Origin of the sequence: Bradyrhizobium nitroreducens, assembly GCF_002776695.1 — a bacterium.
GTDB classification, from domain to species: domain Bacteria; phylum Pseudomonadota; class Alphaproteobacteria; order Rhizobiales; family Xanthobacteraceae; genus Bradyrhizobium; species Bradyrhizobium nitroreducens.
Window position 1 is genome coordinate 7,033,794 of record NZ_LFJC01000003.1, and the last position, 12,622, is coordinate 7,046,415.

The window sequence follows — 12,622 nt, forward strand, 5'->3', positions numbered from 1 at the left end:
TCTCGCCCCGAGACCTTGTTTCAATTCAAGATACGTTCCATGTTCGGAACGATGACGAACTCTTCACGCCACTTCGCAATGAAGCGAATGAACTCCGGCTTCCAATGCATGCCGACGCGAGGCGTCTGCTGCACGTCGGTCTGCGATATCTCGGTGACCTCGTAGACCTTGTCGGCGGTGACGCCGACCAGGACAGGCTCGCCTTCGAGCTCGAGCTCTATGACGACGATGCGCGTGTCGGCGGAATCGTCGAGCTGCGGCATGCCGAAGCGAATGCGCAGGTCGGCGAGCGGAATGACGTTGCCGCGCACGTTGATCACGCTGGGAACGAAGGCCCGCGCACCTGCCACCTTGGTGACGGGAACGGGATCGATGATCTCGCGCACCAGGCCGGCGTCGAGCGCGAATTTCTCTTCGCCGAGGCCGATCATTACGACCTGCATCGCGCCCGACTGTCGCTCGCCAGTCAAACCCTCGTTCATCACGCCGCCTCGCTGATGTGCTGCTTTTCGACCTTCGACTGCGCCAACGCGACGAGCTGCGCCACGTCGAGGATCAGCGCTGCCGTGCCGTCTCCCAGGATCGTTGCGCCGGAGAAGATCGTGACGTCGGAGTGCAGCTTGGAGAGCGACTTGATCACGGTCTGGTGGTTGCCGATGATCTGGTCGGCAACGAGACCGACGTGGGTTTCGCCGGTCGAGATGATGATCGTCTTCTGGTGCCGGTCGGGCGCACCGGATGCGGTCATGATCTCGCGCAACCGGAGGAAGGGCACGAGATTGCCGCGCACGTTGAGGAAGTTGCGGCCGCGGGAGCGCTCGTCCTCGGCGGTCAGCTCGATGCATTCCTCCACCGCGGACAGCGGAATGATGTAGCGGCCCTCGCCGACGCGGATCAGGAGACCTTCGATGATCGCGAGCGTCAGCGGCAGGCGCAGCGTCACGGTGGTGCCCTGACCCGGCCGGGTCGACAGGTCGATCGTGCCGCGCATGTTCTCGATGGTGCGCTTGACGACGTCCATGCCGACGCCGCGGCCCGACAGCGCCGAGATGGTCTGCGCGGTCGAGAACCCTGGGTGGAACAGGAACTGGTGGATTTCGTGATCGGTCAGCACGGCGCCCGCCGCGATCAGCCCCTGCTCTTCCGCCTTGGCACGGATGCGCGCGGTGTTGAGGCCGCCGCCATTGTCCTTCACGGTGACGAGCACCTGCGCGCCGGAATGAACGGCGGCGAGCTCGATGCGGCCCTGCTCGGTCTTGCCGTTGGCAGTGCGCGTCGCGGTGTCCTCGATGCCGTGGTCGATCGCGTTGCGGATCAAGTGCACCAGCGGATCGGCCAGGCACTCGATCATGGTCTTGTCGAGCTCGGTGTCTTCGCCCGAGGTGACGAATTCGACGGGCTTGGACAGGTCCCGCGACAGATCGTGCACGAGGCGGCGGAAGCGGCCGAACAGCGAGCCAATCGGCACCATGCGCGCGCCCATCGTGGTGTCACGCAGAGAGGAGGCAAGGCGCTCGATTTCCTCGGCGATCATCTTGATCGAGAGGTCCGAGCCGGACGAAGCGAGCTGGGTCAGGCGCGCCTGGGCAATGACGAGCTCGCCGACGCGGTCCATCAGCTCGTCAAGACGCTCGGCCTGGACGCGGACGGTGGCAATGCCGCGATCGTCGCGCTTGGCCTCGGACTTCGGTTCAGGCTTCGATTCGGATTTCGGCTCCGCCTTGGCGACGGGTTGCTTGGCGACGGGTTGCTCGGCGACGGGCTGCTCGGCGACGGGCGCGGCGGCAGCCTCGACCACCGGCGCAGGCATTTCGGCCGCGGGAGCCAGTTCCTCGTCGAGCAGCTGGAACAGCGGCGCCGGCGCAGGCGCTTCGGAGTGCTCCAGGGGCGAGAGCGTCAGCTTCATCTCGTCCTGCACGAACATGAAGACGTCGTCGATCGCATCCTTGTCGCAGGCCGCGTGCAGCTTGACGTCCCATTTGAGATAGCAGTCTTCGGGGTCCATCTCGTCGAGGAAGGGGATGCCGTCGGTAATCGGCACGACGAAGCAGGGGCCGAGCTTGCAGAGATCTTCCAGCAGGTCGAGCGGGTTCGAGCCGTTGCGCAGGATGTGGGATTCGAATTCCAGATGGAGATGCCAGCCGGCCTGCTTGCTCTCAGCCGGAGCCAGCGCGGGCGCCTCGGCGATCTCGACGACCGGAGCGGCAGGCTGGTCGGCCGAGACGAAGCGCTTGAGGTCGTCGAGGATGGCCTCGCCGATGATGTCATCGGTGGACTGGGGATCTTCGATCAGCGCCCGGATGTAGTCCTTGGCGGCGAGCGCGACCGAGATCAGCTCCTGCGTCGGCCTGATCTCGCCCTTGCGGACGCGGTCGAAAGCGGTCTCGAATTCGTGGGTGAAGGAGGCGACCTTGTCGAAGCCGAACATGGCGCCCGAGCCCTTGATGGTATGCAGGGCGCGGAAGGCGGAATCGACCAGCTCGCGGTCGTCGGGACGCTGACCGAGATCGAGCAGGGCTCCCTCAAGAACCTCGAAGAGCTCGCTGGCTTCCTGGCGAAAGACCTCGGTCGGATCCATCCCACTCATGCGCGCACCAGCTTGCCGACCACTGCTAGCAACTGCTCCGGCTTGAAGGGCTTGGTGATCCAACCGGTGGCGCCGGCGCTCTTGGCTTCCTGCTTCACCGTGTCGTTGGATTCGGTGGTCAGGAACACGATGGGCATGCCGACCGCGCTCGGCAGCTTGCGCAGCGCCCGGATCAGCTCCAGCCCGTTCATCACGGGCATGTTGAGGTCGGTGATCACGAGGTCGAGCTTGCCGGCCTGCGCCTTGGCGAGCCCCTGCGCGCCGTCGCCGGCCTCGATCACGTTGTGACCGGCCGGCTCGAGCACGACCTTGATCATCTGCCGGATGCTTGGGGAATCGTCGACCGTGAGAATCGTGGCCATCAGGTGCCATCTTTCTTTTGCGGGAAATGCTGATCGATCATCGCCTCGCTGGCGAAGCCGGCACGGCGAAGGGTATTGCGAAGGGACTGCGAGAAGGAGGTCAGGACCACCGGACGGCCCTGGGCTTCGCCCGTCTTGGCGGTCGACAGCAGCAGCTGGATCGAAGTCACGTCGGCCTTGTCGACACTCGAACAGTCGATCTCGAGCCGCTCCTGCCGGCCGAACGCCTCGCGAATGAGCTCGTAGACATTGCGAATGGCCGCGATGCTGCAATCTGCGGGTAACCGCAACGACCACTTCGGCTCCGTGGGATTGAGCGCCATCGCGGTATCCGCCTTTGTAAAAATTCCGATACTCGTTTGACGCGAATCGGGTGAGCAAACCCCTAACGCGGACATCCGTACAACTACGGGTCACATTGTCCTGGAATTCGCGCAGGCGTGTGCAGGCGTAAACAGCCTGAAATCTCACCCGCGACGTGGTGGCCGACACGGCGCATTTGCTTCACGTTAAACTCGCTCGGGTTATGCGTGGAGTCCGTGTCTTTGCCAGCGAAGAGAGCCCCGGCCGCCGATGCTGACCCAAGCGCTGCTGGTTGACGACAGCCGATCCGTCCTCAACTTCCTGAAACGCCACATCGAAACCGAAGGTCTGGTCGAAGCCACCACCTTCCTCGATCCCGTGGAGGCGCTGGCCTGCGCACGCGAGCGCGTCTTCGACCTCGTGCTGGTCGACTACGAGATGCCGCATATGGACGGCATCAGCTTCATCCGCGTCTTTCGTACCTTACCCGGCTGTGCCGACATTCCGATCGCGATGATCACCTCGCGGCAGACCGACGACGTCAAGATGGAAGCGCTGCAGGCCGGTGCGACCGATTTCCTGCCCAAGCAGCCGCAAAGCGTCGAGATGACAGTGCGTTTGCGGAACTTGATTCAGCTCGGTGCAGCCGTGCGCAAGCTCAACGACCGTGCCGCGCATCTGGCCAGCGAAGTCGAGGCCGCGACGCGAAAGCTCGGAGAGCGGGAGGAGGAGATCATCCTGCGGCTCGCGCTCGCGGTCGAATTCCGCGACAACGACACGGGCGAGCACACGCTGCGGGTCGCCCGCTACAGCCGCATCATCGCCGAGCAACTCGGCCTGCCGGCCCGGCTCTGCCGCGACATCTATCTCGCCGCGCCCCTGCACGACGTCGGCAAGGTCGCCATTCCCGACAATATCCTGCTCAAGCCCGGCAAGCTCACCGACGACGAGATGGCGGTGATCCGGACGCATGCGACGATCGGGGAGCGCATCCTGGCCGATTCCAGCTGCGAGCTGATCCGGCTCGGTGCGCAAATTGCCGCAGGCCACCACGAGCGCTGGGACGGCGCGGGCTATCCGAACGGCCTCAGGGCGGATGAAATCCCGGTCGCCGCGCGCGTGGTTGCGGTCGCCGACGTGTTCGACGCCCTGACGACACGGCGGCCATATAAGGAGCCGATGCCGCTCGAGGTGGCGCGCAATTACCTGGCCGAAAACAAAGGCCGGCAGTTCGATCCAGCCTGCGTCGAGGCCTTTCTGTCGCGCTGGGACGAGGTGATCGAGATCGCCACCGGTCGGCGAACGACGCCCTTTCAAAAAGCGGCGCCCCCTCTCGCTCCCACTTTGGAGAGTGCAGCGGAGAAACGTCCGGTCGACGACCAGCCGATCCCGGCCGCTTGACAGCATCCACCCGCCAACACTTTGCCGCGACTTGATTTTTCTCCGGTCGCCGATTTGAACCTCTTCCTGATAGAGTGCACCAATATCAAAGAGTGATTCCGGTCACACTTGCCCGGGCGATCCGCTGCTAGGCATCGCTCCGGGACGGGGACCGGCAAAGTATCGGTCGAATGGAATGAGAAGACCCATGAGAAGCCTGATCGGCGCTGTCGTCGGCGCGTTGTGTATTGCGGCCCCCGCCTTGGCAGAGACGCCGGCTGCGATCGTCGAGGATGTGCAAGGCAAGGTCGATGGCGTCGAGTTCATGGACTACGTCGCTGCGGGCAAGATCATCAAGCTCGGACCGAAGGCCAGCATCACGCTCAGTTATCTCAAATCGTGCCTGCGCGAGACGATCAGCGAAGGCGTCGTGCTCGTCGGCGCCGAGCAAAGCACCGTGCAGCTCGGCGACGTCCAGCGTGCCAAGGTGCCCTGTGACACCAAGGCGGCGCAGCTCTCCGAGCGCGAGGCGAACCAGAGTGCGGCAACCACGTTCCGGACCATGCGGTCCGACACCAAGGCCGCTCCGTCGAAGCTGCCGACGATCTACGGCGTCGCTCCCATCGTCCAGGCCAAGAGCGGCAGCACGCTGGTGATCGAACGCACCGACGGCAAGGAGCCCACGATCAGCGTACCGCTCAAGAACGACGTCATGACCCGCGGCAAGTTCTATGATTTCGCCAAGGCCGGGAAGTCGCTGACCCCGGGCGGCAGCTATCTCGCGAGCATCGGCAGCAAGCGTTACACCTTCCAGGTCGACGCCAGCGCCACCGCCGCGCCGACCCCGATCATCGGCCGCCTGCTGCGGCTCGAATAAGCAGACCTAGCGACGGGGCGATGCGGCGGATCGGGGGACGGGACATCGTTGCAACGATCCTGATTGCGCTCGTTGCGGGCGCAATCTTCACGTCTCCGCCGCTGCAGACCCTGCAAGGCCTCTCGCTCGACATCCTCACGGCGCTGCGCGGCAAGCTCGTCCGCGATCGCCGCGATCCCGCGACGTCGCCGGTCGTCGTCGTGGCGATCGACGGGGAGACGTACGAGACCCCACCCTTTCAGGGATCGCCGACGCAAACCTGGACGCGCGAGATCGGCCGGGTGCTCGCCAGCATCACCGAAGGCGGCGCCAAGGTCATCGGCTTCGACGTCATCTTCAAGAATTCGATCGAGCAGTCGGAGATTCCCTTCGGCGACACGTCGTTCGGCGCCCGGCTGAAGGGATTTGACCGGGACTATCTGATCGCGCTCCGGCAAATCTCCGACAGCGGCAAACTGGTGCTCGGCGAAATCCTCAGCAACGACCATCCGGACGTGCCCTATCGCGCACAGCAGGTGGCCGTGCGCAACACCGTGCGGGCGCTCAATGTTCACACCGACCCTGACGACGTCATCCGGCGCATGCCGCTGAGCTTTGCCATCGAGGGGCGACCGGTCCCCGCGATGGCGGTCGAGCTCGCCGCCCGCGCGACGGGCGCAAAGCCGGAAATTGCGCCGTCTGGCGCGACCGGATTGTCCGGCTATGCGATTCCGAGTGCGGTGCCGAATACCGTGACGCTCAACTTCCGGGGACTGGGACGCGACATCCCGACCTACTCCTTCGTCGATCTGCGCGCCTGCGTCGAAAAGGGGGACCGCGACTTCTTTCGCCGCGCGTTCGACGGCAAGGTCGTGCTGCTTGGCACGATCCTGAATTTCGAGGACCGCAAGCTCACCTCGATGCGCCTGTCCGGCGGCTATGATGGAACGCCGGCAGAGCGGTGCGCCCTGCCCGCGCCGGCAAGCCCGCCGCAGAAAGCCCGCAGCGACGTCGCGGGTGTCTTCGTGCACGCCACGGTCGTGCGAAACCTGATCGAGCACGACGCGGTCACCGAGCTCGGCTTTCCGCTGCGCACCATCCTCACGATCGCGTTTGCCGCGATCATCGTCTGCGCGGCCTGCGCCTTCGCGCCGACCACCGCCGCGATCGTCTGGCTCGCATCGACCGCCGTCTATGCGGCGATTGCCGTCGCTGCCTTCGTCCACGCCCTGGCACTGCCGCTGACCGAGCCGACGCTCGCCAGCCTTGCGGCACTCGCCTCGATGATCGGCTACCGCTTCGTGCTGGCCGACCGCGACGAGCGCTTCCTGCGCAAGAGCTTTGCCCTCTACCTCGCGCCCGAGGTCATCGAGACCATGGTCGCCTCCGGCAAGATGCCCGCGCTCGGCGGCGAGATGCGCAACGTCACCATGTTCTTCTCCGACCTCAGCGGCTTCTCGTCCATTGCCGAGACCATGACGCCGGGCGAGCTGGTGACGCTGATGAACGAATATCTGTCCGCCATGACCGACATCATCGAAAGTCATGGCGGCTATGTCGACAAATATATCGGCGACTCCATCGTCGCGATGTTCGGCGCACCGGCCGACGATCCCGCCCACGCACGCAACGCGGTTCGCGCCGCGCTGAAATGCCACGACAAGCTGGCGGAGCTCAATGCCGATCACCCCGCCTTCGCCGGCCATCGTCTGTCGCACCGCATCGGGCTGAACAGCGGCGAAGCCGTGGTCGGCAATATCGGCTCGCGCCGCCGCTTCAACTACACCGTGATGAGCGACACCGTGAACGTCGCCTCGCGGCTCGAGGGCGCCAACAAATATTACGGCACCGCGATCATGGCATCGGAATCCACGATGGCGCAGACCGGCGATGCCTTCGCCTGGCGCGAGCTCGACGCGATCAGGGTGCTCGGCCGCGGCGAGGCGGTCAGGGTGTTCGAGCCGCTGGCGGAGAAAGGCGCGGAGAGCGCCGATCAGGCAAAGGCGGCTGCAGCCTATGCGGAGGGGCTCGCCCGCTGGCGCGCGCGGGATTATGCGAAGGCAGCGGATGCCTTCGGCCAGATGGCGGACGTCGATCCGGCGTCGGCTCTGTTTGCGAAGCGCGCACGTGCGCTCGCTGCAAATCCCCCGCCCCCGGACTGGACACCGGTCAATACGCTGGAAGGGAAGTAACGGCGCTCTTACCCTCCCCTGGAGGGGCAGGGGAATCGCATGTGGTTTTGAGGGTGGTATTGCGCGGTCCAGCGATATGGATTCTGAAGAGGACTCCCGATTCGGCGTGGGGGTCCTATGCGCAAGATTCGCAGTATCTTCAGTACGTTGCCCGATCCGCGTGCACCCAACGCACTGCACGACCTGCTGGATCTCATCGTCATCGCGCTGGCAACGGTGTTGTGCGGAGGACAGGGCGCGACGGATATGGAGGTGTTCGCGTCGTCCAAGGAAAAGCTGTTGCGGCAATTCCTTCGGTTGGAGCACGGAATCCCCAGTCACGATACGTTCAGCCGGGTCTTCAACGCGCTCGATCCGGGGGCTTTCGAACAAGCCTTCCGAAGCTTTATGGCAGCATTCGCAGAGGCCAACGGGATCAAGCTCACCGGCGTGGTGGCAGTCGATGGCAAAGCTGTTCGAGGAGCCTACGAACGCGGTCGCAGCGCCACGCCACTGCACATGGTCAATGTCTTTGCGACCGAAGCCCGCATGGCCCTGGCTGCATGCAAGGCGCCAGGCCGCAACGAGGCCCAAGGTGCCCTGGATGTGCTGCAAATGCTTTCGCTCGAAGGCTGCATCGTCACTGCCGACGCCCTGCATTGCAATCGTCCCTTCGCCAAGAAGGTGCTCGAGCGTGGCGCCCACTACGTGCTGGCTCTCAAGGAAAATCAAAGCAAACTGTTCGCGGAGGTCGAGCGCTGCTTTGCCCGCTCGGGCAAGCGCAGCGTGGCTCAACGACGCGAGCCGAGCACGCACGATCGATGCGAATCCCGGCGCGCCACCGTCATGCGCAACATCAGTCTGGGTACGACAAACCGCTTTCCCGGAGTGGCGGCCGTGGCTCGCATCACTTCGCGCCGACGACTGCATGGCAAACCCGCCGGCAAGCCGTCCGTGCGATATTACTTGTTGTCCAAATACCTGCCCGCAAGACGATTGTTGCAGGTCGTCCGAGGCCATTGGAGCATCGAGAATCAGTTGCACTGGGTGCTCGATGTCGTCTTTGGCGAAGACGCTTGCCGAACCAGAAAAAACAACGGCCCCGAGAACTTCGCGATCTTGCGGCGAGCTGCAATCAATCTCATTCGAGCCCACCCCGCCCGCATCTCCATGCGACAGAAGGTCAAACGAGCAGGCTGGGAAGACGAATTCCTTCTCAGCCTTATCGGTCACATGCGATAGCCCTGCCTGGAGGGGGAGGGTCGGCTCACATTGAGCGCAGCGAAAATGTGAGACGGGGTGGGGTGACAGTCTCTCCTCATCGAACAGCGGCCGTGTGGAGAGATCACCCCACCCCGCTCGCGCTGCGCGCGATCGACCCTCCCCCTCCAGGGGAGGGTGAAGTGAGCATCACCCTAAAACGGCAGTCCCACATAATTCTCCGCGAGCAGACGCTGCGCCGTCTCCGACGAAAGCAGATAGTCGAGCTCGGTCTGCTGCAGGCGATCCTCGTAGTCGAGCCGGTCGGGGAAGCGGTGCAAGAGCATCGTCATCCACCAGGAGAAGCGCTGCGCCTTCCAGATCCGCGCCAGCGCCTTGGCGGAATAGCCTTTGAGGCCGGAATCATCGCCATTCTGATAGTGCGCGAGCAGAGCGTGATAGAGATAGTAGATGTCGGACGCGGCGCTGTTCAGACCACGTGCACCTGTGGGCGGCACGATGTGCGCGGCATCGCCGGCGAGGAACAGCCGGCCATAGCTCATCGGCTCGGCGACGAAGCTGCGCAGCGGCGCGATGCTCTTCTCGATCGATGGCCCCGTGATCAGGTTGCCCGCAACATGCTCGGGCAGACGCCGCTTCAGCTCGGCCCAGAACGCATCGTCCGACCAATCCTCGACCTTGTCGGTCAGCGGCACCTGGACGTAGTAGCGGCTCAGCACCTGCGAGCGCAAAGAACAAAGCGCAAAGCCGCGCTCGTGCTTCACATAGATCAGCTCGGGCGACACCGGCTTGGTGCGCGACAGCACGCCCAGCCAGCCGAACGGATAGACCTTCTCGTACTCGCGCAAGACGTCCTTCGGGATCGATCTGCGGCTGACGCCGTGGAAGCCGTCGGCGCCGACGATGTAGTCGCAATCGACGCGGACGGCCTCGCCGTTCGACCGGTAGGTCACGTAGGGCCGGTCCGACGTCAGATCGTGCGGCGTCACGTCCTCCGCATTGTGCACGACCTTGCCGCCGAGCCGGTCCCGCGCCTCGTAGAGGTCGCGCGTCAGCTCGGTCTGGCCGTAGACCAGCACCGAATTGCCGCCGGAATGCTTGTGCAGGTCGATCTTGGACAGCACGCCGTCATGGGCGATCTCGAACCCGGTGTGAATCTCACCCTCGCGGTCCATCCGCTCGCCGCACTGCGCCTCGCGCATCAGCTTGGCGAAGCCGTGCTCGAGCACGCCGGCGCGGATGCGGGCGAGCACGTGATCGCGGCTGTACTTTTCCAGCACGATCGTGTCGATGCCCTTGAGGTGCAGGAGCTGGGACAACAACAGCCCGGACGGCCCGCCGCCGATGATACAGACCTGAACTTTCATTTTTGCGTCCTCCCGTCGGCACTTTTTTGCAGATTTGATGCCGCAGACCGATGGAGGGTTTCGCCATTGTCTTGTACTATTCGAACATGAGAAGCGCAGCCCCCGCGATCCGGATCTACAATCTGTTCGGCGAGTCCGGCGATCTGCCCGACGTCGTGCATTGCGAGACCATCGCGTCCCGCTCGGTGCTGCACGACTGGACCCTGGCCGTGCATCGCCATGCCCGGCTGCACCAGGTGCTGCTGATCGAGCGCGGCGGCGGCGAGGCGACGCTGGATGGACGCGTGGTGCCGCTGAAGCCGATGCAGGTCGTCAACGTGCCCGTCGGCCACGTCCACGGCTTCCGCTTCGAGCCCGACACGCAAGGGTGGGTGCTGACCATCGCCGCGGAAATCCTGGACGAGGCGCTGCTCGCCGCCGAGGGCCTGCGCGGTGCGCTGTCGCGCTCGGCCGTGGTGCGCGGCACACCGCAGATCCGCGCCACCATGAAGCAGATCTTCGCCGAACACGCCGCGCGCGATTTCGGCCGCGCCCATGTGCTGCGCGCGTTGTCCTCCGCCATGATCGGGCTGGTGGCACGCGCGCTCACGAGCGAGAGCGGCGGCAACGGCACGGTCGAGTCCAGCCTGTTCCGCCGCTTCGAGGCGCTGCTGGAGCAGCACCATCTGGAACGCTGGAGCGTCGCCGACTACGCCGAGGCGCTGGCCGTGACCCCGACGCATCTCAACCGGATCACACGGGCCGCGACCGGCGACACCGCCTCGCACCTCATCCTCAACCGGATGATCCGCGAGGCGCGGCGCAACCTCGTCTACACCAATTTGCCGATCTCGACGATCGCCTACACACTCGGCTTCGAGGACCCCGCTTATTTCAGCCGCGTCTATGCCGCAGCCACGGGCGTGTCACCGCGCGCCTTCCGCGCGCAGCTCCATGGCGAAGAGGCCTAGACGCCTCACACGTCGAAGAACACCGTCTCCTCGGGCCCCTGCAAATTGATCGTGAAGGCATACACGACCTTGCCGGCGCGCTCGCCGCGCTTGGCGATCAGCGTCCCGCGCCGGGACGGCTGCTCGATCAAATTGAGCACGGGGTCGGCGGCGTTGGCGGCTTCCTCATCGGAGAAATAGAGCCGCGTATTGAGGCCGATGTTGATGCCGCGCGCGACGATCCAGACGTTGATGTGCGGCGCGCATGTCCGGCCAGCTCTGTCGGTGATCGCGCCCGGCTTGATGGTCTCGAAGGTCACGAGACCGCTCTCGAAGTCGGAGCCGGCGCGGCCCCAGCCGCGAAACTCCTGCTCCAGCGCGCCGGCCGAACGATCGGCCGGGTGATTGTAGCGACCCGCCGCATTGGCCTGCCAGATCTCCAGCAGCACGTCGCGCAGCGGCGTGCCGGTGCCGTCGAGCACCTTGCCTTCCAGCGTGATGCGCTCGCCCTCGGTATTCGGCGTCACCAGCACGTTGGAAAAATTCTTCTCGAAGATGTCGAAGCCCGCCATCGCCGGGATCAGGCCGATATGGACATAGGGGCCGGCGGTCTGCGACGCCGTTTCCTTGAGATAGTTGAGCGGCTGCGGCATGGGTTCAGTTCCCCGCGGTGCGATTTTCAAAATAGGTGGAGCGCTGGCCGCGCAGCACGATGTCGAAGCGGTAAGCGAGCGAGTCGAACGGCGTCGAGGCGTTGAGATCGAGCGGCGCGACCAGGCGATCGAGCGCATCCTTGTCCGGGATCGTCGTCAGGATCGGACAGATCGGGATCAGGGGATCGCCCTCGAAATACATCTGCGTGATCAGCCGCTGCGCGAAGCCCGAGCCGAACACGGAGAAATGGATGTGGGCAGGACGCCAGGAGTTGACGTAGTTGCGCCAGGGATAGGGGCCCGGCTTCACGGTGCGGAAATTGTAATAGCCGGTGTCGTCGGTCAGGGCGCGGCCGCAGCCGCCGAAATTCGGATCGATCGGCGCCAGATAGGTGTCCTTCTTGTGCCGGTAGCGGCCGCCGGCATTGGCCTGCCAGAACTCGACCAGCGTGTTCGGCACGCCCCGGCCGGTCTCGTCGACCACGCGACCATGGACGACGATGCGCTCGCCGATGGGATCGCCGTCCTTGGCGTAGTTGCGGATCAGGTCGTTGTCGAGCGGACCGAGATCGTTGTGGCCGAACACCGGCCCGGTGATCTCCGAAATCGAATTCTCCAGCGACAGCAGCGCCTGCCGCGGCGAACGCAGCACCGAGGATTTGTAGCCGGGCGCATGTGCGGGCGGATGGATGGAGCGATCACGCTGGAAGAAGCCGCCGTCGCCGAGCGGCGGCGTCAAGGGCTCGGGGCGGTTGAGGCGGGGATCCCGCAAGGCTGGCGCCTGGGCATTCAT

At 64.7% G+C, this 12,622-nt stretch carries 12 protein-coding genes; 5 read left to right on the forward strand and 7 right to left on the reverse strand.

Annotated elements, in window-relative coordinates:
• Positions 1 to 20: 20 nt before the first annotated feature.
• From TSA1_RS33420 to TSA1_RS33435, 4 genes are read right to left on the reverse strand one after another with little or no spacing between them, the layout of a single operon-like run.
• Positions 21 to 482, reverse strand: a complete 462-nt coding sequence (locus tag TSA1_RS33420; protein ID WP_174719188.1) for a chemotaxis protein CheW — start codon at positions 480 to 482, stop codon at positions 21 to 23.
• Positions 482 to 2,587 (reverse strand): chemotaxis protein CheA, encoded by a 2,106-nt coding sequence (locus TSA1_RS33425; RefSeq protein ID WP_100180041.1) that lies wholly within the window; start codon positions 2,585 to 2,587, stop codon positions 482 to 484. The genes TSA1_RS33420 and TSA1_RS33425 overlap by 1 nt, the downstream gene beginning before the upstream one ends.
• Positions 2,584 to 2,949, reverse strand: a complete 366-nt coding sequence (locus TSA1_RS33430) for a response regulator (protein WP_008142319.1) — start codon at positions 2,947 to 2,949, stop codon at positions 2,584 to 2,586. The genes TSA1_RS33425 and TSA1_RS33430 overlap by 4 nt, the downstream gene beginning before the upstream one ends.
• Positions 2,949 to 3,272: an STAS domain-containing protein gene (locus TSA1_RS33435; protein WP_028178231.1), complete on the reverse strand. Its 324-nt coding sequence runs from the start codon at positions 3,270 to 3,272 to the stop codon at positions 2,949 to 2,951. The genes TSA1_RS33430 and TSA1_RS33435 overlap by 1 nt, the downstream gene beginning before the upstream one ends.
• A gap of 250 nt (positions 3,273 to 3,522) precedes the next feature.
• Here TSA1_RS33435 and TSA1_RS33440 point away from each other — a divergent pair, with 250 nt between their 5' ends.
• From TSA1_RS33440 to TSA1_RS33455, 4 genes are all read left to right on the forward strand, one after another.
• Positions 3,523 to 4,653, forward strand: coding sequence for an HD domain-containing phosphohydrolase (locus TSA1_RS33440; RefSeq protein WP_100180042.1), 1,131 nt, complete (start codon positions 3,523 to 3,525; stop codon positions 4,651 to 4,653).
• 187 nt (positions 4,654 to 4,840) lie between these two features.
• Complete coding sequence (locus TSA1_RS33445) at positions 4,841 to 5,509, forward strand: hypothetical protein (protein WP_174719189.1); 669 nt, start codon at positions 4,841 to 4,843, stop codon at positions 5,507 to 5,509.
• 20 nt (positions 5,510 to 5,529) lie between these two features.
• Positions 5,530 to 7,680: an adenylate/guanylate cyclase domain-containing protein gene (locus TSA1_RS33450; RefSeq protein WP_100180044.1), complete on the forward strand. Its 2,151-nt coding sequence runs from the start codon at positions 5,530 to 5,532 to the stop codon at positions 7,678 to 7,680.
• Positions 7,681 to 7,797: 117 nt separating this feature from the next.
• The gene (locus TSA1_RS33455; RefSeq protein ID WP_100175217.1) at positions 7,798 to 8,901 is read left to right on the forward strand and encodes an ISAs1 family transposase; all 1,104 of its coding nucleotides are present in this window, start codon (positions 7,798 to 7,800) and stop codon (positions 8,899 to 8,901) included.
• Positions 8,902 to 9,074: 173 nt separating this feature from the next.
• Here the strand turns inward: TSA1_RS33455 and pobA are convergent, their stop codons facing one another.
• On the reverse strand, positions 9,075 to 10,247 hold the full coding sequence (gene pobA, locus TSA1_RS33460; protein WP_100180045.1) for a 4-hydroxybenzoate 3-monooxygenase: 1,173 nt from the start codon (positions 10,245 to 10,247) through the stop codon (positions 9,075 to 9,077).
• Between the two features lie 50 nt (positions 10,248 to 10,297).
• Between pobA and TSA1_RS33465 the strand changes: the two genes are divergently transcribed.
• A complete protein-coding gene (locus TSA1_RS33465; protein ID WP_100180046.1) occupies positions 10,298 to 11,197 on the forward strand; it encodes a helix-turn-helix domain-containing protein in 900 nt (299 codons plus the stop codon).
• A 5-nt stretch (positions 11,198 to 11,202) separates the two neighbouring features.
• On the opposite strand, the gene pcaG is transcribed toward TSA1_RS33465, so the two are convergent.
• Positions 11,203 to 11,829 carry a protocatechuate 3,4-dioxygenase subunit alpha gene (gene pcaG, locus TSA1_RS33470; RefSeq protein WP_100180047.1) on the reverse strand — a complete coding sequence of 209 codons (627 nt, stop codon included), beginning with the start codon at positions 11,827 to 11,829 and terminating at the stop codon, positions 11,203 to 11,205.
• A gap of 4 nt (positions 11,830 to 11,833) precedes the next feature.
• On the reverse strand, positions 11,834 to 12,622 hold the full coding sequence (gene pcaH, locus TSA1_RS33475) for a protocatechuate 3,4-dioxygenase subunit beta (RefSeq protein ID WP_100180048.1): 789 nt from the start codon (positions 12,620 to 12,622) through the stop codon (positions 11,834 to 11,836).

Coding starts and splice junctions, on each gene's coding strand:
- TSA1_RS33420 (WP_174719188.1), bottom strand. CDS start 482: ATGAACGAGGGTTTGACTGGCGAGCGACAGTCGGGCGCGATGCAGGTC.
- TSA1_RS33425 (WP_100180041.1), bottom strand. CDS start 2,587: ATGAGTGGGATGGATCCGACCGAGGTCTTTCGCCAGGAAGCCAGCGAG.
- TSA1_RS33430 (WP_008142319.1), bottom strand. CDS start 2,949: ATGGCCACGATTCTCACGGTCGACGATTCCCCAAGCATCCGGCAGATG.
- TSA1_RS33435 (WP_028178231.1), bottom strand. CDS start 3,272: ATGGCGCTCAATCCCACGGAGCCGAAGTGGTCGTTGCGGTTACCCGCA.
- TSA1_RS33440 (WP_100180042.1), top strand. CDS start 3,523: ATGCTGACCCAAGCGCTGCTGGTTGACGACAGCCGATCCGTCCTCAAC.
- TSA1_RS33445 (WP_174719189.1), top strand. CDS start 4,841: ATGAGAAGCCTGATCGGCGCTGTCGTCGGCGCGTTGTGTATTGCGGCC.
- TSA1_RS33450 (WP_100180044.1), top strand. CDS start 5,530: ATGCGGCGGATCGGGGGACGGGACATCGTTGCAACGATCCTGATTGCG.
- TSA1_RS33455 (WP_100175217.1), top strand. CDS start 7,798: ATGCGCAAGATTCGCAGTATCTTCAGTACGTTGCCCGATCCGCGTGCA.
- pobA (WP_100180045.1), bottom strand. CDS start 10,247: ATGAAAGTTCAGGTCTGTATCATCGGCGGCGGGCCGTCCGGGCTGTTG.
- TSA1_RS33465 (WP_100180046.1), top strand. CDS start 10,298: ATGGAGGGTTTCGCCATTGTCTTGTACTATTCGAACATGAGAAGCGCA.
- pcaG (WP_100180047.1), bottom strand. CDS start 11,829: ATGCCGCAGCCGCTCAACTATCTCAAGGAAACGGCGTCGCAGACCGCC.
- pcaH (WP_100180048.1), bottom strand. CDS start 12,622: ATGAATGCCCAGGCGCCAGCCTTGCGGGATCCCCGCCTCAACCGCCCC.